20 protein-coding genes and 3 pseudogenes are annotated in these 21,559 nt (G+C 59.5%); 8 read left to right on the top strand and 15 right to left on the bottom strand.

The window, feature by feature from the left end; genetic code table 11:
• The first annotated feature begins 8 nt into the window (after window positions 1-8).
• Both BJ917_RS20660 and BJ917_RS20655 read left to right on the top strand, forming a co-directional pair.
• Complete coding sequence (locus BJ917_RS20660; protein WP_121104308.1) at window positions 9-1,157, top strand: NAD(P)/FAD-dependent oxidoreductase; 1,149 nt, start codon at window positions 9-11, stop codon at window positions 1,155-1,157.
• A gap of 194 nt (window positions 1,158-1,351) precedes the next feature.
• Window positions 1,352-1,627 (top strand): HU family DNA-binding protein, encoded by a 276-nt coding sequence (locus tag BJ917_RS20655; protein ID WP_003195589.1) that lies wholly within the window; start codon window positions 1,352-1,354, stop codon window positions 1,625-1,627.
• A gap of 143 nt (window positions 1,628-1,770) precedes the next feature.
• Here the strand turns inward: BJ917_RS20655 and BJ917_RS20650 are convergent, their stop codons facing one another.
• The 3 genes from BJ917_RS20650 to BJ917_RS20635 form a co-directional block, all read right to left on the bottom strand.
• Window positions 1,771-2,442, bottom strand: coding sequence for a DUF2931 family protein (locus tag BJ917_RS20650; protein ID WP_096514201.1), 672 nt, complete (start codon window positions 2,440-2,442; stop codon window positions 1,771-1,773).
• Window positions 2,435-3,643 carry a DUF2235 domain-containing protein gene (locus BJ917_RS20645; RefSeq protein ID WP_256658560.1) on the bottom strand — a complete coding sequence of 403 codons (1,209 nt, stop codon included), beginning with the start codon at window positions 3,641-3,643 and terminating at the stop codon, window positions 2,435-2,437. The genes BJ917_RS20650 and BJ917_RS20645 overlap by 8 nt, the downstream gene beginning before the upstream one ends.
• Before the next feature lie 555 nt (window positions 3,644-4,198).
• Window positions 4,199-5,893 carry a type VI secretion system tip protein VgrG gene (locus tag BJ917_RS20635; protein WP_121104306.1) on the bottom strand — a complete coding sequence of 565 codons (1,695 nt, stop codon included), beginning with the start codon at window positions 5,891-5,893 and terminating at the stop codon, window positions 4,199-4,201.
• Window positions 5,894-6,377: 484 nt separating this feature from the next.
• Here BJ917_RS20635 and BJ917_RS20630 point away from each other — a divergent pair.
• The 4 genes and pseudogenes from BJ917_RS20630 to BJ917_RS20615 all read left to right on the top strand — a co-directional run.
• Window positions 6,378-6,995, top strand: a pseudogene (locus tag BJ917_RS20630) (ImpA family type VI secretion system protein); the annotation flags it as partial.
• Window positions 6,977-7,204 (top strand): annotated as a pseudogene (locus BJ917_RS20625) (type VI secretion system contractile sheath large subunit); the annotation flags it as partial. The pseudogenes BJ917_RS20630 and BJ917_RS20625, both read left to right, overlap by 19 nt.
• Window positions 7,197-7,334: pseudogene (locus BJ917_RS20620) on the top strand (type VI secretion system baseplate subunit TssG); the annotation flags it as partial. The pseudogenes BJ917_RS20625 and BJ917_RS20620, both read left to right, overlap by 8 nt.
• A 61-nt stretch (window positions 7,335-7,395) precedes the next feature.
• Complete coding sequence (locus BJ917_RS20615; RefSeq protein WP_121104304.1) at window positions 7,396-8,406, top strand: serine/threonine-protein kinase; 1,011 nt, start codon at window positions 7,396-7,398, stop codon at window positions 8,404-8,406.
• On the opposite strand, the gene BJ917_RS31910 is transcribed toward BJ917_RS20615, so the two are convergent.
• Window positions 8,394-8,552: a hypothetical protein gene (locus BJ917_RS31910; RefSeq protein ID WP_158602487.1), complete on the bottom strand. Its 159-nt coding sequence runs from the start codon at window positions 8,550-8,552 to the stop codon at window positions 8,394-8,396. The two genes, BJ917_RS20615 and BJ917_RS31910, sit on opposite strands and share 13 nt — an antisense overlap.
• On the opposite strand from BJ917_RS31910, the gene BJ917_RS20610 reads away from it, so the two are divergent.
• Window positions 8,551-8,934 carry a helicase gene (locus BJ917_RS20610; RefSeq protein WP_121104302.1) on the top strand — a complete coding sequence of 128 codons (384 nt, stop codon included), beginning with the start codon at window positions 8,551-8,553 and terminating at the stop codon, window positions 8,932-8,934. The two genes, BJ917_RS31910 and BJ917_RS20610, sit on opposite strands and share 2 nt — an antisense overlap.
• 97 nt (window positions 8,935-9,031) lie before the next feature.
• Here BJ917_RS20610 and BJ917_RS20605 read toward each other — a convergent pair whose 3' ends face one another.
• The 6 genes from BJ917_RS20605 to exbB form a co-directional block, all read right to left on the bottom strand.
• Window positions 9,032-10,432, bottom strand: coding sequence for an aminoacyl-tRNA deacylase and HDOD domain-containing protein (locus tag BJ917_RS20605; protein ID WP_121104300.1), 1,401 nt, complete (start codon window positions 10,430-10,432; stop codon window positions 9,032-9,034).
• A 78-nt stretch (window positions 10,433-10,510) separates the two neighbouring features.
• Window positions 10,511-12,586: an ATP-dependent DNA helicase RecG gene (recG, locus tag BJ917_RS20600; RefSeq protein WP_121104298.1), complete on the bottom strand. Its 2,076-nt coding sequence runs from the start codon at window positions 12,584-12,586 to the stop codon at window positions 10,511-10,513.
• Window positions 12,587-12,595: 9 nt separating this feature from the next.
• Window positions 12,596-13,525 (bottom strand): hydrogen peroxide-inducible genes activator, encoded by a 930-nt coding sequence (locus BJ917_RS20595; protein ID WP_096514223.1) that lies wholly within the window; start codon window positions 13,523-13,525, stop codon window positions 12,596-12,598.
• A 267-nt stretch (window positions 13,526-13,792) separates the two neighbouring features.
• On the bottom strand, window positions 13,793-14,542 hold the full coding sequence (locus BJ917_RS20590; RefSeq protein ID WP_096514224.1) for an energy transducer TonB: 750 nt from the start codon (window positions 14,540-14,542) through the stop codon (window positions 13,793-13,795).
• Window positions 14,539-14,967, bottom strand: coding sequence for a TonB system transport protein ExbD (gene exbD, locus BJ917_RS20585; RefSeq protein ID WP_108217242.1), 429 nt, complete (start codon window positions 14,965-14,967; stop codon window positions 14,539-14,541). The genes BJ917_RS20590 and exbD overlap by 4 nt, the downstream gene beginning before the upstream one ends.
• Before the next feature lie 6 nt (window positions 14,968-14,973).
• Window positions 14,974-15,936: a tonB-system energizer ExbB gene (gene exbB, locus BJ917_RS20580; RefSeq protein WP_121104296.1), complete on the bottom strand. Its 963-nt coding sequence runs from the start codon at window positions 15,934-15,936 to the stop codon at window positions 14,974-14,976.
• Between the two features lie 189 nt (window positions 15,937-16,125).
• Between exbB and BJ917_RS20575 the strand changes: the two genes are divergently transcribed.
• Window positions 16,126-16,983 carry an SDR family oxidoreductase gene (locus BJ917_RS20575; RefSeq protein WP_096514226.1) on the top strand — a complete coding sequence of 286 codons (858 nt, stop codon included), beginning with the start codon at window positions 16,126-16,128 and terminating at the stop codon, window positions 16,981-16,983.
• A 139-nt stretch (window positions 16,984-17,122) separates the two neighbouring features.
• On the opposite strand, the gene BJ917_RS20570 is transcribed toward BJ917_RS20575, so the two are convergent.
• The 5 genes from BJ917_RS20570 to gmk form a co-directional block, all read right to left on the bottom strand.
• Window positions 17,123-17,863, bottom strand: coding sequence for a hypothetical protein (locus BJ917_RS20570; protein WP_096514227.1), 741 nt, complete (start codon window positions 17,861-17,863; stop codon window positions 17,123-17,125).
• 67 nt (window positions 17,864-17,930) lie between these two features.
• A complete protein-coding gene (locus BJ917_RS20565; RefSeq protein WP_003229509.1) occupies window positions 17,931-18,311 on the bottom strand; it encodes a RidA family protein in 381 nt (126 codons plus the stop codon).
• 26 nt (window positions 18,312-18,337) lie between these two features.
• Window positions 18,338-20,443, bottom strand: a complete 2,106-nt coding sequence (spoT, locus tag BJ917_RS20560; RefSeq protein WP_096514228.1) for a bifunctional GTP diphosphokinase/guanosine-3',5'-bis pyrophosphate 3'-pyrophosphohydrolase — start codon at window positions 20,441-20,443, stop codon at window positions 18,338-18,340.
• 57 nt (window positions 20,444-20,500) lie between these two features.
• Complete coding sequence (gene rpoZ, locus BJ917_RS20555; protein ID WP_007921129.1) at window positions 20,501-20,764, bottom strand: DNA-directed RNA polymerase subunit omega; 264 nt, start codon at window positions 20,762-20,764, stop codon at window positions 20,501-20,503.
• Between the two features lie 167 nt (window positions 20,765-20,931).
• Window positions 20,932-21,552 carry a guanylate kinase gene (gene gmk, locus BJ917_RS20550; RefSeq protein ID WP_121104294.1) on the bottom strand — a complete coding sequence of 207 codons (621 nt, stop codon included), beginning with the start codon at window positions 21,550-21,552 and terminating at the stop codon, window positions 20,932-20,934.
• Between the last annotated feature and the right edge of the window lie 7 nt (window positions 21,553-21,559).

Raw genomic sequence — 21,559 nt, 5'->3', positions numbered from 1 at the left:
AGTAAGGAATGAACGCACCTGTCGTAATCGTCGGCACCGGCCTGGCTGGCTACAACCTGGCCCGGGAGTTTCGCAAACTCGATACTGAAACCCCGCTGCTGTTGATTACCGCCGATGACGGGCGCTCCTACTCCAAGCCGATGCTCTCCACGGGTTTCGGTAAAAACAAAGACGCCGACGGCCTGAGCATGGCCGAACCGGGCGCGATGGCTGAGCAGTTGAAGGCCGAAGTGCGCACCCACACCCGCATCAGCGGTATCGACCCCGGCCACAAGCGCCTGTGGATCGGTGAAGAAGCGGTGTATTACCGCGACCTGATCCTGGCCTGGGGCGCAGAAACCGTGCGGGTGCCCATCGAAGGTGACGCGGCGGACTGCGTATTCCCCATCAACGACCTGGAAGACTACGCACGTTTTCGCGCCGCAGCGGCCGGCAAGCGTCGGGTTCTGTTGCTGGGTGCCGGCCTGATCGGCTGCGAATTCGCCAACGACCTGACGCTGGGCGGCTATGAAGTGCAACTGGTTGCACCGTGCGAGCAAGTCATGCCGACCCTGCTGCACCCGGCGGCGGCCGCTGCGGTTCAGGCCGGGCTGGAAAGCCTCGGCGCACGCTTCCACCTCGGGCCGGTGCTCAATCGCCTGCAACGCGTCGCCGATGGCCTGGAAGCGCACCTGTCCGACGGCCAGGTCATTCTTTGCGACGTGGTGGTCTCGGCCATTGGCCTGCGCCCGCGCATCGATCTGGCCGCTGCCGCCGGTTTGCAGATCAATCGTGGTGTGATGGTCGATCGTCACCTGAAAACGTCCCACGCCAACATCTACGCACTGGGCGACTGCGCCGAGGTCGATGGCCTGAACCTGCTGTACGTGATGCCCCTGATGAGCTGCGCGAGAGCGCTGGCCCAGACCCTGGCCGGCAACCCGACGGCGGTCACCTATGGCCCGATGCCCATCACCGTCAAAACACCGGTGTGCCCGCTGGTGGTCTCCCCGCCGCCACGGGGTTCCGAAGGCGTCTGGACGGTCGAAGGGCAGGGCGCCGACATCAAGGTCTTATGCCGCGATGCCAGCGGTAAACTGCTCGGTTATGCCCTTACAGGCACGGCCGTGATGGAAAAACTGGCCCTGAACAAAGAGCTTCCGGCACTGCTGGCGTAAATACCGGTCGTTCTGTCGGAATCACCCCCATGTTGACGTTATAAAGGCCGCGCCGATACTGGCGCGGCTCTTCGGTGCGTGCCATCCTCACTCCCGTCTGCCGCAGAGTAGAGCACCTGCGGCGCTTTGGGCGCTGCTCCATAGAGAGCAGCACGGACATAACAACAAAAAACCGTCAAAGGGGCTTCACTAACATGCGCAAACCAGATCTCGCCGCAGCAATTGCTGAAAAAGCAGACCTCACCAAAGAACAGGCCAACCGCGTCCTGAACGCCGTTCTCGAAGAAATCACCGGCGCCCTGCACCGCAAAGACAGCGTCACGCTGGTAGGCTTCGGCACCTTCCTGCAACGCCACCGCGGCGCCCGCACCGGCAAAAACCCGCAGACCGGTGAGCCTGTCAAAATCAAGGCCAGCAACACCGTTGCGTTCAAGCCAGGCAAATCGTTGAAAGACAGCGTTAATCCGTAATACTTATCCCCAACCCGCGTAGCGGGGGAGTGGGAAAAAGAATGGGCACGCCAACCAGGGTTGGGTGCCCATTTTTTGTGCCTGAAATACTGGTCGTTCATGTGCTCCCGCTGTGCGCCGGGTACCGGTAATGTTGGCACTCCTTACCAACTTCCAAAGGGGATGCCGAATTTATCTACATAGGCTTGGGATTCAGGTGAAAGAGGCAAGGCATATCGCCCCTCATTTTTACCCTGAGAGGGTCCTTGTTTGTTGATGGTGCCCACTACCCGGGTAATCTCAACAGCACTCAGGCAGGCACCACCAAGCCAAACCTTGGCAATGCCGCCCGGCGCCAGGCCAATGCCCATGTTGTCGCGGGACTCGGTAATCCACTTGCCGTCTGCTTCGCAAAAGGCCTTCTCCGGTTTGCGCATGATCTCCCGTGCCGATTCGGAGATGACGATATAGGCCTCATAGGTTTGTGGTTCGGCCAAGGATTGCCAGCGCACGTAGACCAGTCTAGGCAAATCGGCACCAGTGACATACCTGCCTTTACCGCTACCATTGCTGCTGACCCATCCTCGGGCAATACCTCGATTGTTTGAGGGATTCGGAACAGAGGCGATACCGCCTCCCGCCCCACGAAACACTCGCTCCCGGACATCCACAACGTCCGCGGTTTCGATCCAGACCTCCATGTAGGCCGGTGCGGAAAAAGCCAGGAACCAAGGCAAGTCATTGCTCGTATGAGCGAAGCTTTGTGTGCAGCCAGCCAACAGTAATCCTGAAAACAGGCCTGCGCATCTTTTGATAAGGCAGGCAACGTTATTCATTTGGATGCACCACTCGTTGATTTTTTTCGGCAGGCCGATTGATAAAAACGACGCTCATCTCACTGCTGTTCAAGTCTTTGGCCGCGTTCCAGTTAGCGGAAAGGTGGATATAGCGGGTGCGTAACAAAACCGTTTCTTCGCTCGTAAGTCCCTCGACGGATGATTCTCCCAATGCGTATGCCTGGAGTTTCTTGTGGATAGGCTCCAGCTCTTCGGGCAACCGTAGAGCCGGGACATTTGGGATAAGCTTGAACGGAACATCATGTCTGATCGCCAGCTCGCGCATGATGCGCAAATATACCAACGAGAGTTCGCCCTGTACGGAACGTTCAATGGCTGCAGCCGCAATAACCTTTTTTTGGGGAGCGGTGTTGGACTTTCGCTCTTCGATTGTTTGGGGTACGGGTTTTTCCCAGAGCGTCACTCTCAGCTCGGTGGTAGAGCCGTCGAATCCGATCACGCCTTTGTTGTACAAAGCGCGCACTTCCTTTTCGGCGGTAAAGTAAGCGGCGCTACGGGTCGCCTCCGTGCTTAGGCTGACTTGGCTAGTAACGGGTTTACCCAGCAGAAGCTTTTCCTTGGCTCGTGGCAGGTAGCCACCACCGAGGTCCGAGTGCGCGCCCGGTAAGACCAAATCCAGGCTACCCAGGCTGTTGAGGGCGAAGTTTTCACGGAATTCGTCACGGGCAACCAGATGCACCACCTTTTTGGCGCAGTCATCGGGCAGTTTGAGATTGATGAAAGGGTTTCTGCTGTTGGCACCCGTGAAATCGAACAGCCATGGGTTGGCGATTGAGGCGACGGTATCGAACAGGCCGATGAAGTTAATGCTGACTTCCGATTTGAGTCGCCAGTTGAAACTGCTGGACAGGACTGGAGAGCCGGCTGGCAGAGCTTTGGCCAGAATGCTGTGTCGGCCCTTGAGCACTTCATTCGCGAAGTGCCTCGCCGCAGCTGCTCCTCGGCTGAATCCGAAAATATCGAATTCAATTCGCTTGATGATCAGTTCCGGGTTACGGGCTCTTAGCTGACGTATTTGCTCTCCAATGAGCGTCGGGCTCTGCTCAACGCGAGCGGCCACACCTGTTTCACTGTCATGTCGGATCGCAAGGTCGAGGTCAATGCCAACGACTACCTGCATGTCGCTGGCGACCGCCATACAAGAACAGATGGAACGTCGGTCGTCGAAGCCGGTGAGCACGTGCACATCAAGGCAGGTACACACCTAGTGATCGATGGGGGTGAGAGCCTTTGTATCAAGGTCGGCGGTCAGCACATCGTGCTCAACGCCGAGGGTATTTTCAGCAGTACCAAGATTGATCTCGGCGGTGCTCCGATGCCGGGTACGGTTGCGCATACATTACTGAAGGGGACAGCGGCGGGCGTGTTGGTATCCGTCGCGCCTGCTCCTGCTCCTGCTCCTGCTCCTGCGGAAGAAGATCAAGCGTCGGATGAACTGGAGGAAGAGGAAGAAGAAATCGAGATAGAAGGTATCACGCTGCGAATCGGCGTTTTTTTCGATGGCACGGGGAACAACAAAGCCAATAGCGAAACTGTAGCAGCCTGCTACGCCCCGGATGCTGACCTGGCTGAAGCCGCCGAGGAAATACAGAAGCATTGCGCAGCCTATGGGTACGACGGCAATGGAAGTTCGCCGGATAATAGTTATGGGAATGATGTGAGCAATATTGTGAGGCTGCACAGTCTCTACGATGACCAAACAGACGCAACCATCTTGCCAGACGCAACAATGACTTCAATCGCCGTCTATGTGGAGGGCATCGGGACCACAAGCGGTGGTGAAGACTCGCTCTACTCGCAAGCAACTGGACTTGGCGAGGTGCTCTTCAGCCTCCAGCACCGTAATACTGTTGCCCTTGATGGTGACTCGACGCTCATTGCCCACTTCAAGCCGACTGTCGTGTCCGATCTTCTGCTCCATATCCCGTTGCGCCCGCAGGTGGATCAACTCCTGTCCGGCGCGGTCTTCGAGGGAGAGTTCGTTGTAGCCGCCGGTGTGCGGTGAGCTGTGGCTGCGCAGTACGGTTTTGGTTTTATTGGCGGGCAAAGGGTAGGGCACCGGCGTGCGCTTGTTCGGCAGGCATCCGGTGATCAACGGATAGTCTGGATTGCCTTCCAGGTAGGTGACGACCACTTCCATGCCGATGCGCGGAATGGTCACCGCGCCGAAATCCTGGCCCGCCCAGCCGGTGGAAACCCGTAGCCAGCAACTACTGTGTTCGTTGTTGAGTTCGGCGCGGTCCCAATGGAACTCGACTTTCACCCGACCATACTCATCGCAGTAGATCTCATCATCGGCAGGCCCGGTGACACGGGCGGTCTGGCAAACCAGCGGTGTTCGTTGCCTATGCAGCGGTGGTCGATAAAACACGTCCCAGGGGATGGCGCTGAAGCTGTTGCGGTAACCCTGGGTAAATCCGTCCTCAGGCTCGGTGGTACCTGTGAATGCCTCTTCCAAGGCCTGAGGCTGTTTACCCGTGTGGGTCACACTGAGCAGCAGCCATAGATCGTTCCAGGATTTACGTGGGTGTTGCGTCAGACCGAAAAGATGGCCGCTGCGCAGGTTCGGTTGGTCGCTTTTGCCTTCGGCTAATTGGTAGTCGGCGCGGTGCCGTTCCAATGCCTGCCGGGCGAGCTGTTTACCGTGTTTTTCGCTCTCGCTGAACAGCGGATAACGATAGTCCTCAAGCGAAGGATTGAGTGAGCTGCTGTAGCGACTCTCCAGCAAATGGCTCGGGCATTTCAGGTCGTATTCCCGGTGTGTGGTACTGCTGGTACGCGTGTTGAAACGCAGGGAGAAATGACTGACGACCGGATGCTCCGCCACCATGCCGGAGTCATCCAGAAACGGGGTTTCGCTCAATTTTTGGAAAAAAGATTGGTCGTCGGTAAACACCAGCAGATGACCTTCGCGGGAATGCTGGTGATGCCACGCGATGCCGTCCTCGGCGCATAGGCGCCGGACGAACTCAAAATCATTTTCCCCGTACTGGGTGCAATAGTCGCGTTTGGCGCTGGTTCGCACATGAAAGCGATAAGTGTCTGCCTGGATGCCATGCCGCTTGAGCACCTGAGCGATGATTTGCGGGACCGTCAGGTCCTGAAAAATCCGCTGATCTCGGCTGAACTGCAAGTAGTGGAGCGCCGGCACCAGATGAACGCGATAGCGGCTCAGGCGCTGGCCGACCTCATGGGCGCCCACCCCTTCGATATGGCCATGCAACCCTTCGCCATCAAGTCCGAACCGCAGAAAGGCCGGTTGGCCAAGCAGGCCTTCCAGATCGATATCGCGGTACTCGCTGACCAGCTCGACGACAATCGAGTACAACGAACTGATGGTCTCAGTGCCTTCAAAGGCCAGCACTTTGAAGTCGTTGTGAACGGAAGGGATTTCGAGCGTGAAATGGGCTGCATTGGCCGGAGCGAACATACGCTTATCCTTTTGCTTTTCCGTGGCTCGTCCTTGAGCCGAATGAGAAAACGAAATGTGAGGCGCTTGCTGAGTCGGGATTGAAACTGTGTTAAATGCTGAAACACGCTAACAAGGCGTTGGTGGTATTTATGTAGGAAAGCTCTCTTATCTTCGCCAGAAAGTTCTCATATTTCTTAATGTTGCATAAGGGCAAGTCGGGCATGGCTTAAGCCTAGTGCTTTAATTTCAAGTGTTGTTGCTAAACTAATTAATGATGTGTCGTGAGACATCGTTGGAAATATACGACGGTAAATATTCCTACAATAAATTGTCATTAGTACGACAGTTTTTAGCTGGAAGCTTTCATTCGCGTGAATTTTCGGAAGCGTCCTACATTTTTCTTTTTTTATTTTTGCCATGCTTTGTGTCGGCTTCGATTACAGGGGGCCGGAGTCATTGAAGCTCAGATTGCCGATGACCATAACTATTGAAAAGGCCATGGATGTCTTACTCAAGCAAACTTTCCGCTCATTACCTTGAACTCGCTAAAGTCTCTGTTTCCAATGAGAGTTTCGCGGGCGAGGATGTTCGCTTTTCGAATGAATATGAAGCGCTGGAATGCGAGCTGGGCAAAGCCCAATCCATACACGAATGCAGTCAGATCGACTGGCCTAAAGTTCGCGAGAGCTGCGAGAACTTGCTGCGGACCAAGTCCAAGGATTTACGGGTCAGTGCCTGGCTGACATGGGCCTTGTACCAGTGTGAATCCTTCCAGGGACTGTTGGCCGGTCTCGGAATGCTGCATCACTTGTGTGAATGTCGCTGGGCCGACATTTACCCGAACAAACCCCGTACCCGCGCTGCCGCTATCAACTGGCTGGTATCGCGTCTTGAGCAGGTGCTCACTGAAGACGTCGCGATCAAAGAGCAACTGCAACTGTTCCGTCGCCTGGTGGAGCATCTGGAAGGGCTCGACGCCATTTGCGCGGAACACCTCAGTGACGACGCGCCTTTGTTGCTACCGATTTCCCGTCGCCTGAAAAACCTCGTGCAGAGAGCCGTCGATCATCAACCGACGCCAGGTGTCGTGGAGTCTGCTGTAGCGACAACGCGGCATTCTTTTCTGCCAGTTCCGTTCAGAAACCGAAAAGTTTTGGCATCAGTGCCGAAGGCAAGGTTTTAGAGCTGAACTACAAGCTCGGCACTCAACTGCCTTACATGATGATCGTCAATCGGCTGGCCCACTATTTGAAAGTACTGCAGCGCGAACAACTGGGTTCATGGAAGGAACGTACGGACCTCGAGCAGGAACTCAACAAGTGGATTCGGTTATCAACCATTGTGTGCGCTGGTGCAGTTCACCCTGCGAGATCCACTCGATTACGACATTTGTCTGGTCCTGCGTCGGGAAGAAATCCGCGAGCTGTACATCGGTGAGAAGAACCATTGCCTTCTGGGTTGTTCGAGGGAGCCTTGTGTGGTCCCGCGCGGGATAACCTGACCGGTGTAGTGATCCGTCAATGAGTGAGCCTGTACCAGTGCCCGAAAAGCTGCCGAGCAGCGATGAGGACGCTGCCGATCTGACCTATTTCGCTTTCGCCAAGCCAGCTGACGCATTCCGTGATGTCATGTCGTTCCAGGCTCGCGTCATTGAGTTGCAGGATGTGTTAGTGGGGCGTTATCGGATCGAGCGGTTGCTCGGTGCTGGTGGAATGGGCGTGGTGTACCGCGCACGGGATCTGTTGCACGAACAGTTCGGTGACCGTGAAACTTATGTCGCGCTGAAAATGCTCGGTGAAGAACTCGCCAACTCCCAGGATGCCGGTGCCTTGCTCTACAGCGAGTTCGCCCTTACCCGGCGCTTACGTCATCCGAACGTGGTGCGCTTGCACACCTTTGAAGTGGATACGCGTTGCCGACAAGCCTTCATCACCATGGAGCTGATGAGTGGCCTGACCCTGGACAAGGTGCTCTGCGACCAGCCTCTGGGGTTACCGTGGCCAGCGCTGCGGGATGTTGCGCTTCCATTGCTTGACGCATTGGTCCATGCCCACAGCCGTGGTGTTCTGCACGGCGATTTGAAACCAAGCAACGTGATGTGCGGTGAAGAGGGCGTTCGACTGTTTGATTTCGGTCTTGGCCAAGCCGAGGAGTGCATCATGCCGGGACTGCCAAAGCTGAGTCGCCGCCGCTTCAATGCCTGGACCCCAGGCTATGCCGCCCCCGAATTGCTTGAAGGCCAACCGCTGACCGCCGCAGCGGACATCTATGCGGTGGGCTGTGTGTTGTATGAATTGGCGTGTGGCAAACACCCGTTCCGCCGTTGGCTCTCAACCCGTGCACGGGATGAGCAAATGGACCGTGAATTGCGCGCGCCACGGCATTTGCCGAAGCATTGTTGGCCCGCGTTAAGAGCGGCCCTGAGTTTTGACGAGGCGCAACGCACTATCACGGCTCAGGAGCTGTATGACGCAATCAACACGCAGCCGTCGTGGCTGCGGCGCTGGTTAGCCCTTAATCAAGCCAGATGAACAGTGGGGGCCGTGAAAATTATGACTTGGTAGTCATCATGCAGGTAATAGGGTTGATCTTCTTCTAACGCAACTCGTCGGTGGCGTTCCTGCTTTAAGTCGCTAAACTGCGCCAGCCGTTCATTTTTCTTTTGAGGCTTGCGCATGAAATTTCGTTTTCTGCTGTGGATGCTGGGCTTGTTGATGGGCAAGGCCAGTCGGACCAACCCTGCGTTTCAGCAGCAGTTGGGTGACAAGGAGTTGGTGTTTCAGCTGCAGACCCTGGACGGGAAAGTGGCTCGGCATTTCCGGGTGAAGGATCAGCGCATCACCAGCCAGGCCGGGGTGCATGCCGAGCCTGCGTTTGCGATTGCCTTTAAAGATGCCGCGTATGGCTTTGCCACGATGCAGGCGAAGAACAAGCAATTGGCGTTCATGACGGGGATTCAGGACAAGTCGATTCAGATCAAGGGCAACCCGGCGTTGGTGATCTGGTTTCAGGGGTTGACCAAATATTTGAAGCCAAAGAAAGCCAAACCCAAGGTTTAAGGACTGTCAGTAAGTCCGGGTTGAATTCTTCGCGAGCAGGCTCGCTCCCACAGGGAATACCTAACCTCTGTGGGAGCGAGCCTGCTCGCGAAGCTTTTTAGGGTTGGCTGAATTGCGAGGCCAGTTCGCGCAGCAGCACTTCGGCTTCGAGGACTTTGCTGACGACGTCTTCCGCTTTGGCGCGGGTCAGGCCGAGGCGGTCGAGCAGGGCGTCGGGGATGTCTTCGTCCGGGCCGGAGCCGATGCCGCGGCTGCGCAGCAGGCGCACGGACAGGCACACCAGGTTCGGGTATTCGGCGTAGTCGCCGTCGTAGGCCGGGTCGTGCTGGAAGCGCAGTGCGGTGGCCAGTTCATCGGGCATGTCCCAGAAGCGCATCAGCCAGGCGCCGATCTGCTCGCGGCTGATGCCCAGCAGGTGTTGCTCGATGTAGCTGTGGCACAGGTGCGGGTTGACCTCCAGGTGGCGGCAGATCAGCGAGAAGTGCGGCGGGAACACGTGGGCCAGCAGCAGGTAGCCGAAGTTGTGCAGCAGGCCGGCCAGGTAGGTCAGGCCGGCTTCCGGGCGCTGGGTGCGCGGCATGGCGCGGGTCAGGCCTTCGATGACGGCGGCGGTGTAGATCGATTGCTGCCAGTAAGGCGTGCTGTGTTGCGGGTGGTCCTTGGGCAGGCTCAGGGTTTTGCCCAGGGCCAGGCCCAGCGCCAGGTTGATCACCAGGTCGAAACCCAGCACCCGCACAATGGCGTCTTCCACTGAACGGATCTTGCCCGGCGAGGCGTAGTACGGCGACGCGGCCCAGCTCACCACTTGCGCGGCCAGCGCCGGGTCGGTTTCGACCACGCCGGTGATGTCGTCGATGGTGGCGTTGGGGTCCACGCGCAGCTTGATGATCTTTTGTGCGGTTTCGGCCAGCGGCGGTATTTCGATGGTCGCTTCCAGGCGTTGCTGGATGCGCCGCGCGGTGAACGCTTGAACGGCCTGGGTGATTTCCTCGCGGTCATCGTCGGGGCGGTCGAGGTTGGGGCGGATGCTGCTCAGGGCTTCGCCGAAGTTGGCGGCGCTGGCCTTGTTGAGCATGGACTTGAAGGCTTCGCTGGTGATTTCCAGCAGCACGCCCGGCTCGCCCGAATTGACCAGCACCGTCGGCTCGCGCAGCAGGCTTTCTTCATACAGGCACGGCGAGCTGGTGAGGGTGGGCAGACCCGGCAGCAAACTCAGGCTGTGCTTGCCGAGCATCTTGACCAGGCGCTCGGTCGGCACGGCGGTGAGGCGACGGCCAGTGAGTTCGGTGAGGCGGTTGAGGTCGAGCAACTGATTCTGCGGGAACAGCACCATCAGCGCGCCGACGGCATCATCGAGCAGCACGGCCTGGACCTTGCGCGCCGGGTTCAAGCCGTGATGGTCGAGGACTTCTTCAAAGGCAATGCCCAGTTTGCCCAGCAGCAGCCGAATAACCGACGGAGCGTGCGGGGAGGCGGGTGCGAGGGCAACTTCGGTCATGGTCTGTATCCGGACTAAAACAATTGCAGGAGTATACCCAGCTTGCTCAAACCCATCCTCCAGAAACTGCGACGGTGCTCACACTTGGCCGTATTGCTGCCCGTGACGCAGCCAGCGGTCGAGTAGCGGGCTGACGTGGTCCGGCCAGCGTTCCAGCAAGGCTTGTGCGGCGTCGCGAACCGCGGGCAGCAGGTCGGCATCGCGCATCAGGTCGGCGACCTTGAATTGAAGCAGGCCGGTCTGCCGCGTACCGAGCATTTCGCCGGGGCCGCGCAGTTCGAGGTCTTTTTCGGCAATGACGAAACCGTCGTTGGTCTCGCGCATGATTCCCAGCCGTTGCCGGCCGATCTGCGACAGCGGCGGGTGATAGAGCAGCACGCAATGGCTGACCGCGCTGCCCCGACCGACGCGGCCGCGCAACTGGTGCAGTTGCGCCAGCCCCAGGCGTTCCGGGTTCTCGATGATCATCAGGCTGGCGTTGGGCACGTCCACACCAACCTCGATCACCGTGGTCGCCACCAACAGTTGCAAGTTGCCGGCCTTGAACTCGGCCATCACCGCGGCTTTCTCGGCGGGCTTCATGCGTCCGTGAATCAGTCCCACTTTCAACTCGCCGAGGGCGGCGGTCAGGTCTTCATAGGTGGTTTCGGCGGCCTGGCACGTCAGCTCTTCCGACTCTTCAATCAGGGTGCACACCCAATAGGCCTGGCGCCCTTCGGCGCAGGCGCTGCGCACCCGCTCGATGACTTCGACGCGTCGGCTGTCGGTGATCAGCACGGTGTTGACCGGGGTTCGGCCGGGCGGCAATTCGTCGAGGATCGAGGTGTCGAGATCGGCGTAGGCGCTCATGGCCAGCGTGCGCGGGATCGGTGTGGCGGTCATGATCAGCTGATGCGGACACATCCGCCCGCCGACGCCTTTCTGCCGCAAGGCCAGCCGCTGTTGCACGCCGAAGCGGTGTTGTTCGTCGATGATCGCCAGCGCCAGGTTCTTGAACTGCACTTCGTCCTGGAACAGCGCATGGGTGCCGACCACCATCGGTGTGCCATTGGCGATCTGCTCCAGCGCGGCCACGCGGTTTTTGCCCTTGAGCTTGCCGGCCAGCCACGCGACCTCTATGCCCAGCGGTTCGAGCCAGCGCTTGAAGGTGATGAAGTGCTGCTCGGCGAGAATCTCGGTGGGCGCCATTAGCGCCACTTGATAACCCGCCTCCAGGGCCTGTAGCGCGGCGAGGGCGGCGACTACGGTTTTGCCCGCGCCGACGTCGCCCTGAATCAGCCGCAGCATGGGCTCGTGCTGACTGAGATCGTAGGCGATTTCGTTGCCGACCCGTTGCTGTGCACCCGTGGGGTTGAACCCGAGGTTGGCCAAATATCTGGCCGGCAGTTGCGTAGCTTTCGGCATGGCCGGCGCGCGCAGCGAACGCATGCTTTCGCGCAGGCGTTGCTGGGACAGTTGATGGGTCAGCAGTTCTTCGAACGCCAAACGGTGCTGTGCCCAGTGATGCCCGAGGGCCAGCTCATCGACGTCGGCATCGGCCGGCGGGTTGTGCAGGTAGCGGATCGCATCGGCCAGCGGCGCCAGTTGGTAGTCGCGGGCCAGTTCGTTCGGCAGCCAGTCGGGCAGGCTGGAGGGACCGAGCAAGGTCAGGGTTTGCATGCACAGCTGGCGCAGGCGCTGTTGTGTCAGGCCCTCGGTGAGCGGGTACACCGGAGTCAGGGTTTCATCCACGGGCGGCGGTTCGTCGCCGGTAATGGCGCGGTATTCCGGGTGGTAGATTTCCAGTCCTGACGCACCGGGCCGTGCTTCGCCGTAGCAGCGAATCCGCGTGCCGCGCTTGAGGCCTTCTTTCTGCGCATTGCTGAAATGGTAGAAGCGCAGGCTGAGCCCGCCGGTGCCGTCCTGCAGGCGCACCACCAGGCTGCGGCGCCGGCCCATGACCACGTCGGCACCGCTGACGGTGCCTTCGATCACGGCATCCTGGCCTGGGCGCAGGGCGCCGATCGGGACCACGCGGGTGCGGTCCTGATAGCGCAGCGGCAGGTGAAACAGCACGTCCTGGAGATTTTCCAGGCCGACCTTGGCCAGCTTCTCGGCCATGGCTTCGCCGACACCCTTGAGTGCCGTCACGGACACTTGCGACAACTCGGTCATGACGCTTGCTTAGCCCGCCACCACCTGCGCGGACGGCTTGGCCACCGAGCACAGGCGAATGGAGTCAGCGAGGATTTCGATTGCCTTGGGCCGCGGGAAACTCGCGCGCCAGGCGATGGCCACGGTGCGATAGGGCGTGGGTGCCGACAGCGGCCGGACTTCGATCACGCCGGGCGCATAGTGATGGCTGTCGACCGCCGACAGCGGCAGGATCGAAATGCCGAGGCCGGACGCGACCATGTGACGGATGGTTTCCAGTGAGCTGGATTCCACCGTGGTGTGCTTGGCGCCGTCGTTGCCTTTGGTCAGGGTCGGGCAGGCTTCCAGCACTTGATCGCGGAAGCAGTGGCCTTCGCCGAGCAGCAGCAGGCTCTTGTCGTTGAGCAGGTTGGCGTCGATGGATTCTTTTTGCGTCCACGGGTGCTGGGCCGGCATCAGGACGTAGAACGGCTCGTCGTAGAGTTGCAGGGTCAGCACATCGGCTTCGTTGAAGGGCAGGGCGATGATGATCGCGTCGAGTTCGCCGTTGCGCAGCTTGTCGCGCAGCACATGGGTAAAGTTTTCTTCGATGTACAACGGCATCTGCGGGGCGACCCGGTGCAGTTGCGGAATCAGGTGTGGAAACAGGTACGGGCCGACGGTGTAGATCGCGCCGACTTTCAGCGGCGCGGTCAGCTGGTTCTTACCGGCCTGGGCCAGTTCGCGAATGCCCTGGGCCTGCTCCAGGACTTTTTGCGCCTGGGCCACAATGCCTTCGCCGACCGGAGTCAGGCGCACGGCGCTTTTGCTGCGCTCGAAAATCAGCACACCGAGTTCGTCTTCAAGCTTTTTCACGCCCACCGACAGGGTTGGCTGGCTGACGTGGCAACGCTCGGCCGCGTGGCCGAAGTGCTGCTCTTGGGCGAGGGTAACGATGTAGCGTAATTCTGTGAGGGTCATAGCAAAGCGTCCATGAAGATGCGAGCCAAGCATACCGGCTGCAATCGATAGACGCACGTTATCAGAAGGTATGTGTCGGGTGACACCGGGCAATGTGGGTTTGCCGCTGGCAGATATGCGAAAGGCACCTTTCGGTGCCTTTTGGGTGGTGCGAGAACCTATGTGGGAGCGAGCCTGCTCGCGATTTGGCCATAACATTCAACATCTTCGTCGGCTGTCATACCGCTATCGCGAGCAGGCTCGCTCCCACAGGGTCCTGTGTTCTGCTTAACGCCGGTGTTTGTCTATCGAGTAGACAAAGGGTGCAACGATTTCGATGGAGCCGTTGGTGAGCATGTGCGCCGGTGGTTTTGGCAGCGGCTGGGCGCGGCGGATCATATCGAGGGTGGCCCGGTCCAGATCGGCAGTGCCTGAGGCACCCACCAGCTCGAATGACAAGACGTTACCATCGGCATCCACCACGAAACGCAGGCGGTTCATGCCTTCCTTGCCCCGTGCCTGTGCACTGGCCGGGTACTTTTTGTACTTCTGCAAGTGCGCGAGCAGGGTGCCTTCCCAGCTGGCCTTGGCGGCTACTTGAGCAGCAGAGGGGCCAGGCGCAGGCGCGGCGGATTTCTCGGTCGGCGCGGGCGTCGGCGGCGCTTCGCTCGGCTTGGCCTCGGACGGTTTCTCCTTCGGCGGCTCCGGCTTTTTCTCCACAGGCTTGGGCGGTTGAGGCTTTGGCTTGGGCTTGACCGGTTTCGGAACGGCGATCTCGGCCTTCGGCGCTTCGGCGAGTTTCGGTATCGGCAGTTCTTCAACCGGAGTCGGCGGCTGCGGTGGGGTGACGACCTTCGGCGGTGCCGGGGGTGGCGGGGCTGGAACCGGTGCCAGCTCGACCATCATTGCCTGGGGCGGCAATTGGATGGGCGGACGGGCCGTCCAGTTCACGGCCAGCGCGATGGCCAGTGCGTGAACGCCCAGCACCACGGCCAGGCTACCGCTGTAACGCGTCAGCTTATGGCGCGTCGTGATCATTTCTTGGCTGCCGACTCGAGACCGACCAGACCCACCTTCAGGTAACCGGCCGAGCGCAGGTTGTCCATCACGCTCATCAGGTCGCCGTAATCCACGCCTTTATCGGCCTGGAAGAAGATCGTCGTGTCTTTCTTGCCCTGGGTCTTGGCGTCGAGCGTGGCGCCGAGTGCTTCGGCCTTCACTTCGTCTTCGCCCAGGAACAGGCGTTGGTCAGCCTTGACGCTGAGGAACACCGGCTTCTCTGGCCGCGGCGCCGGTTTGGCGGTGGACGCAGGCAGGTCGACCTTGATGTCCACGGTGGCCAGCGGAGCCGCCACCATGAAGATGATCAACAGCACCAGCATCACGTCGATGAACGGCGTGACGTTGATTTCATGGTTTTCGGACAGATCGTCGTCTGCCCCTTCTTTCAAATGCAGGCCCATGGCCGATTACCCCACTTTCACCATGTGCGGTTGCGAGCTGCGCTCAGGCTGGTGATCGAGGTCGCGGCTGACCAGCAGCAGGACTTGGGCCGACGCGTCGGACACCTGCGCCTTGTAACCGGCGATGGAGCGGGCAAACACGTTGTAGATCACCACCGCAGGAATCGCCGCGACCAGACCCAGTGCGGTCGCCAGCAAGGCTTCAGCGATGCCGGGGGCCACGACAGCGAGGTTGGTGGTCTGGGTTTTGGCGATGCCGATGAAGCTGTTCATGATGCCCCACACGGTACCGAACAGGCCGACGAACGGCGCGGTGGAACCGATGGTGGCAAGCACGCCAGTGCCGCTGCTCATGTTGCGACCGCAGGCGGCCACCAGGCGCTCAAGGCGGAAGCTGACGCGTTCCTTGATGCCTTCTTTCTCGCGGCTGTTGACCGAGAGGCGCATCTCTTCGAGAGCGTCGTGCACGAGCAAGTTGGCGAGAGTGCCTTCCTTCGCCGCGGTGACGCTGGCTTCTTTAAGGGAGGCCGACTTTTTCAGGTTGGCGATTTCACCGCGCAGGCGACGCTTGGCGCCCATCAGCTCGAAGCCTTTGGCAATCCAGATGGTCCAGGTGATGATCGATGCGATCGCCAGGCCGATCATCACGATTTTCACGATAATGTCGGCATTCTTGTACATGCCCCACGGCGAAAGGTCGTGAGCCATGCCCAGGCTGTTATCGGCTTCGAGGACTTCAGGAACGTCTTCGCCGAGGCCTTCCTGAGCAGATGCTGCCTGGGCCGGTGCAGTCGCTGCCGGAACGGCATGGTCAGCTGCGACCGGTGCGGTGGCGGCCGGGGTGGCGGGTGCTTGGGCGTCAGCGAACGCCGCGGTGGGTGCCAGCATCAAGCTGAGCAACACGGCGGCTACCGCGCTCCAGGCGCGAGGTCGTTTGGTTGGCGAAGCGGAGAGTTGATTACGTGTCATGCTGGGCCGGACCTGAGAGAAAAAAACGATTGCTGTTCTTCCAGGCCTCGAAGCCCGAGAACAAAAGTGGGGCGCATTATTGCAAGTAATTCTTGTTAACAAAAGTAATAGAGTCTCTTTTTTTCCTGTATTGCTAGCCGCTCGTCCATTGCCAGCGCTAGTCTGTCCGTTTCCAAGAGGAGTTTTCTGATGTCCGCGCCTTCTGTTTTGATCGCCGGTTGTGGTGATGTCGGCAGTCGCCTGGCCACGCAATTGTTGGCTGCGGGGTGGGAGGTTCATGGCCTGCGGCGCGATGTTTCGCGCCTGCCCGAAGGCGTGATTGGCGTGGCTGGCGACTTGTTCAGCAAAGACTGTCCAGAGACCTGGCCAATCGGTGCCGTGGATTACCTGGTGTATTGCGCGGCCGCCTCCGATCATGACGAAGCCGGTTACCGCGCCGCCTACATCCAGGGCCTGCAGCATGTGCTGGAGTGGCTGGACGACTATGGGCAGGTGCCTGACCGCCTGCTGTTCGTTTCCAGCAGCAGTGTTTACGGTCAGCAGGAGGGGGAGTGGGTCGACGAGACTTCGCCGGCCGTGGCGGCGGGTTATTCAGGGCGTGTGATGCTCGAAGCCGAACAGATTGCCCTGAAGAGCGGCATCCCGGCGAGCGTCGTGCGGTTGACCGGTATCTACGGGCCCGGTCGAGAGTGGCTGTTGACTCAGGTGCGCCAGGGTTACCGCGTGGTGGTCGATCCACCGTTGTACGCCAACCGGATTCATGCCGACGACGCTGCCGGCTTGATGGCGTGCCTGCTTGAGGCGGATCGGCGTGGCGTGGCGCTGGACGACATCTATATTGGTGTCGATGACGCGCCGGCAGCACTGGCGGATGTGGTTGGCTGGTTGCGCGAATATCTGGGTGTGACCGAATGGGCGGACGATGCCAGCGTGCGCCGCACGGGGAGTAAGCGTTGCAGCAATGCGCGGGCAAAGGCGTTAGGTTGGGTGCCCAAGTACCCGAGCTTCCGCGAAGGCTATGCGGCGATCCTTGAAGGACGCTGCTGACTCCCAATCACCCATAACAACTGTGGGAGCGAGCCTGCTCGCGAAGAGGCCGTAACATTCAACAAATTTGTCGTGTGTTACACCGCTTTCGCGAGCAGGCTCGCTCCCACATGGGATCTTCTTTGCAGTTAGATCCGGATTACTGCTTTTCCAGCAACCACTTGCGATCACCCGGTGTGAACTGAGGCTGTTCGTCCGCCAGCGCCGTATTCACGGTCTGGAAAATTTCCAGCGCCTTACCTTTGCGGGTAAAGATCCAGGCGTTGCCTTGCCCATTGAGTTGCAGCCACATGTTGTCATTGCCACCGCTCATCGAGGCGCAGTCACCCGCCAGACACAGGGCATAACGGTCGGTGCCTGGCAAACCGCTCACCTGGCCATCGGCCTGGAACTGCACGGTATTGCCCTCGCCGGGGCCGCTGATGACTTTCCAGCTACCGCCCATGTAGGCCGAGTACAGCGCACGTTCGAAACTGGCGCCGATCGGCGCGCCATCCGGTACCGGGATCAATGCGCGATCGAAGACCTGGGCGGGCTCGTTTTCACTCGCGGCCTGGTTCAATTGTTTGCCAGCGCGTTTGAGCTCACTGCCGGAACTGCCGTAAAAGTCGATTTTCCAGGCGCCGGACTCTTCGCCCAGCAACTTGCCGTCGACATTTTCAAAACCATTGGTGTAACGGGCCTGACCGGCCTTGGTGTTGACGTCCCATTCCAGGTTCGGACCATAGGCCTGGAGTGCTTCACGCAGGGGGACGCCCTTGGAGGCAGCATCGATCGCCACCTGATTGATCCAGGTGCCGCTGATATCTCGGTCGGCAGGGTTGCTGGCACAACCGCCCAAAAGCAGGGCGAGCAGCGAGAGAGCAAGCGCTTTGCGCATGGTGGAATCCTTTCAAGCTTTCTTTACAGCAGAGCAGTCGGCGCAGCCCTAGGCTGCGCCGGACACATTACTCGATGACCAGGATGGCATCCATTTCAACCTGCGAACCCTTTGGCAGGGCCGCTACGCCGATGGCGGCGCGGGCTGGGTAAGGCTGGTCGAAGTACTTGCCCATGATCTCGTTGACCTTGGCGAAGTGGCTCAGGTCGGTGAGGAAGATGTTCAGCTTGACGATGTCCTTGAACGAACCGCCGGCGGCTTCAGCCACGGCTTTGAGGTTCTCGAAGACCTGGACGGTCTGGGCTTCGAAGCCTTCGACCAGTTCCATGGTTTTTGGGTCCAGAGGAATTTGACCCGACATGTAAACGGTGTTGCCAGCCTTGATCGCCTGGGAGTAGGTGCCGATGGCGGCCGGGGCCTTGTCGCTGGTGATAACAGTCTTGGTCATGGATGACTCCTTGTAATTGATGGGGGCTACGCGCGCATGCGGGTGATACGGATCACCCCGGTCAGGGCGCGCAGTTTCTTGATCACGCGGGCCAGGTGCACGCGGTCGTGCACGCTGACCACCAGTTGGACCACGCTGATGCGACCATCGCGTTCGTCCATGCTGATTTTTTCGATATTGCCGTCGGCCGCATTGACGCTGCTGGCCAGCAGGGCAATCAGGCCGCGCTGGTGTTCCAGCTCGACGCGCAGTTCGACATTGAATTCGCCGGTGACATCCTTGGCCCATGAGAGCTGGATGCATTTTTCCGGGTTGTGGCGGATTTCGCTGATGTTGCGGCAGTTGTCCAGGTGCACGACCATGCCTTTGCCCGCGGACAGGTGGCCGACAATCGGGTCGCCCGGGATCGGCGTGCAGCACTTGGCGTAGCTGAGTACCAAGCCTTCGGTGCCGCGAATCGCCAGCGGTCCTTCCGGGCTCGGCAGCTGTTCGCCTTCGCCCAGCAACCGGCGCGCCACCACATAGGCCATGCGATTGCCCAGGCCGATGTCTTCCAGCAAGTCTTCGATCAGTTCCAGGCGGTACTCGGTGAGCATGGCCTTGACGCGCTCGAGTGGAATTTTTTCCAGCGAGCTGTCGAAACCGTTGAGGACTTTGTTCAGCAGGCGTTCGCCCAGGCTGATGGACTCGGAGCGGCGTTGCAGTTTCAACGCGTGGCGAATGTGCGTCCGGGCCTTGCCGGTGACCACGAAGTTGAGCCAGGCGGGGTTCGGCCGTGCGCCAGGGGCGCTGACGATCTCGACCGTGGAACCGCTTTGCAGTGGCTCGGACAGCGGCGCGAGACGACGATTGATCCGGCAGGCAATGCAGCTGTTGCCCACGTCGGTGTGCACCGCGTAAGCGAAGTCAACCGCCGTGGAGCCTTTGGGCAGCTCCATGATCCGGCCCTTGGGCGTGAACACATAGACCTCGTCCGGGAACAGGTCGATCTTCACGCTTTCGATGAATTCCAGCGAGTTGCCGGCGCGTTGCTGCATCTCCAGCACGCCTTTGACCCATTGGCGGGCGCGGGCGTGGGTGCCTTTTGGCTGCTCGTCGCCGCTGGATTTGTACAGCCAGTGGGCGGCGATGCCGTTGTTGGCCATCTCTTCCATTTCACGGGTTCGGATCTGGATCTCGATCGGAACACCGTGCATGCCGAACAGCGTGGTGTGCAGCGACTGATAGCCGTTGGCCTTGGGGATCGCGATGTAATCCTTGAAGCGACCCGGCAACGGTTTGTACAAATTGTGAACAGCACCCAGCACGCGGTAGCAGGTATCGACCTTGTCGACGATGATCCGGAACGCGTAGACGTCCATGATCTCGTTGAAGGCCCGACGCTTGCCGCGCATTTTCTTGTAGATGCCGTAGAGGTGTTTCTGACGACCGCTGACCTCGCCCTGGATGCCATCGATGGCCAGGCAGTGGCTGAGGGATTCTTCGATCTTGTTGACGATTTCCTTGCGATTACCCCGGGCGCGTTTGACGGCCTGGTAGATTCGCGCGGAACGCATCGGGTGCATGGCCTTGAAGCCGAGGTCTTCGAATTCTATGCGAATGGCGTGCATGCCCAGCCGGTTGGCAATGGGTGCATAGATTTCCAGGGTTTCCTTGGCGATGCGTCGGCGTTTTTCGCCGGACAGCACTTCCAGCGTGCGCATGTTGTGCAGGCGGTCAGCCAGCTTGACCAGGATCACGCGAATGTCGCGGGCCATGGCCATGGCCATTTTCTGGAAGTTTTCAGCCTGGGCTTCGGCCTTGGTCTCGAAGTTCATCTGGGTCAGTTTGCTGACCCCGTCGACCAGTTCGGCCACGGTTTCGCCGAACTGCGCTTGCAGCGCTTCCTTGGCAATACCGGTGTCTTCGATCACGTCATGCAGCATGGCTGCCATCAGGCTCTGATGGTCCATATGCATGTCGGCAAGAATATTCGCCACGGCGAGTGGGTGCGTGACGTACGCCTCACCGCTACGGCGGCGTTGACCGTCGTGGGCTTGTTCGGCGTAGAAATACGCTCGGCGGACCAGGTTGACCTGGTCTTTGCCGAGGTAGGTCGATAAGCGATCGGCGAGGGCGTCTATGCTCGGCATGATGTCTCCTGCCACAAGCTTTGTTCCCGCGCCGTGCCACGTCGACCAGGCATAGGCTTAGACGGCCTCGTTGGACTCGTCCTCGAATGCAGCAAAAAGCGGTTCATCTTCAACGATTTCAGCTTCGGCGATAGCTGCGTAGTCGATCAGGCCTTCAGCGATTTCGCGCAGGGCGACGACGGTAGGCTTGTCGTTTTCCCATGCTACTTTCGGCTCTTTGCCGCCGGTGGCCAGTTGACGGGCACGCTTGGTAGAGAGCATGACCAGCTCAAAGCGGTTATCCACGTGTTCTAGGCAGTCTTCAACGGTTACGCGGGCCATGGTCTTCCTCGTAGCAAATGCAATATGCGCGCTGCCCGGATGGGCGAGCGGACTCAACAGTTTAAAAAATCACCAGCGATTAGGGAAGCGCTGATTTTTTGACCAAGCCCTTCAACGCGCTGCAAGTGCCAATGTAAAGCCCTTGCAACGGTTTTGGGAAGAGCTGATTAACCGAGCAATTCAGCCAGCAATTTGCCGAAACGCACCTGTTGGCGTTTCTGTTGCAGCTGATTGGCGCGGAAAATCGCCTTCAGGTCGTGCAGGGCGTGGGCGAAGTCATCGTTGATGATCAGGTAGTCGTAGTCGACGTAGTGGCTCATTTCGCTGACGGCTTCACGCATGCGGCCGTCGATGATCTCGTCACTGTCCTGGCCGCGGTTGGTCAGGCGTTGGTGCAAAGCCTGGAGCGACGGCGGCAGAATGAAGATCGAGCGTGCCTGCGGCATCAGCTTGCGCACTTGCTCGGCGCCTTGCCAGTCGATTTCAAGGATCAGGTCGTGACCTTCGTCCAGTGTCTGCTGCAGGCGGCTTTGCGAGGTGCCGTAAAAGTTGCCAAAGACTTCGGCGCGTTCGAGGAAGTCGCCGTGCTCGCCCATCTTCACGAACTCTTCGCGGGTCACGAAGTGATAGTTCACGCCGTCCACTTCACCGGGGCGCATGGCGCGGGTGGTGTGGGAGACTGAAACGCGGATTTCCGGATCGGCGTCGGTCAGGGCCTTGACCAGGCTGCTCTTGCCCGCGCCCGATGGCGCGGAAATGATGTACAGGGTGCCGGTGCTGTGGGTCATGTCGGGT

The organism is Pseudomonas sp. WPR_5_2, from assembly GCF_003634475.1.
GTDB lineage: Bacteria > Pseudomonadota > Gammaproteobacteria > Pseudomonadales > Pseudomonadaceae > Aquipseudomonas > Aquipseudomonas izuensis.
This window is presented reverse-complemented; position numbering and strand designations above follow the sequence as displayed.

Bases quoted from the DNA above. Each gene is read 5' to 3' on its own strand.
- BJ917_RS20605 (WP_121104300.1), bottom strand. From the start codon at position 10,432: ATGACCGAAGTTGCCCTCGCACCCGCCTCCCCGCACGCTCCGTCGGTT.
- BJ917_RS20615 (WP_121104304.1), top strand. From the start codon at position 7,396: ATGAGTGAGCCTGTACCAGTGCCCGAAAAGCTGCCGAGCAGCGATGAG.
- BJ917_RS20655 (WP_003195589.1), top strand. From the start codon at position 1,352: ATGCGCAAACCAGATCTCGCCGCAGCAATTGCTGAAAAAGCAGACCTC.
- BJ917_RS20660 (WP_121104308.1), top strand. From the start codon at position 9: ATGAACGCACCTGTCGTAATCGTCGGCACCGGCCTGGCTGGCTACAAC.
- BJ917_RS20650 (WP_096514201.1), bottom strand. From the start codon at position 2,442: ATGAATAACGTTGCCTGCCTTATCAAAAGATGCGCAGGCCTGTTTTCA.
- spoT (WP_096514228.1), bottom strand. From the start codon at position 20,443: ATGCCGAGCATAGACGCCCTCGCCGATCGCTTATCGACCTACCTCGGC.
- exbB (WP_121104296.1), bottom strand. From the start codon at position 15,936: ATGACACGTAATCAACTCTCCGCTTCGCCAACCAAACGACCTCGCGCC.
- BJ917_RS20610 (WP_121104302.1), top strand. From the start codon at position 8,551: ATGAAATTTCGTTTTCTGCTGTGGATGCTGGGCTTGTTGATGGGCAAG.
- BJ917_RS20570 (WP_096514227.1), bottom strand. From the start codon at position 17,863: ATGCGCAAAGCGCTTGCTCTCTCGCTGCTCGCCCTGCTTTTGGGCGGT.
- BJ917_RS20590 (WP_096514224.1), bottom strand. From the start codon at position 14,542: ATGATCACGACGCGCCATAAGCTGACGCGTTACAGCGGTAGCCTGGCC.
- rpoZ (WP_007921129.1), bottom strand. From the start codon at position 20,764: ATGGCCCGCGTAACCGTTGAAGACTGCCTAGAACACGTGGATAACCGC.
- BJ917_RS20595 (WP_096514223.1), bottom strand. From the start codon at position 13,525: ATGACCCTCACAGAATTACGCTACATCGTTACCCTCGCCCAAGAGCAG.
- BJ917_RS20575 (WP_096514226.1), top strand. From the start codon at position 16,126: ATGTCCGCGCCTTCTGTTTTGATCGCCGGTTGTGGTGATGTCGGCAGT.
- BJ917_RS31910 (WP_158602487.1), bottom strand. From the start codon at position 8,552: ATGCGCAAGCCTCAAAAGAAAAATGAACGGCTGGCGCAGTTTAGCGAC.
- BJ917_RS20635 (WP_121104306.1), bottom strand. From the start codon at position 5,893: ATGTTCGCTCCGGCCAATGCAGCCCATTTCACGCTCGAAATCCCTTCC.
- gmk (WP_121104294.1), bottom strand. From the start codon at position 21,552: ATGACCCACAGCACCGGCACCCTGTACATCATTTCCGCGCCATCGGGC.
- exbD (WP_108217242.1), bottom strand. From the start codon at position 14,967: ATGGGCCTGCATTTGAAAGAAGGGGCAGACGACGATCTGTCCGAAAAC.
- BJ917_RS20565 (WP_003229509.1), bottom strand. From the start codon at position 18,311: ATGACCAAGACTGTTATCACCAGCGACAAGGCCCCGGCCGCCATCGGC.
- recG (WP_121104298.1), bottom strand. From the start codon at position 12,586: ATGACCGAGTTGTCGCAAGTGTCCGTGACGGCACTCAAGGGTGTCGGC.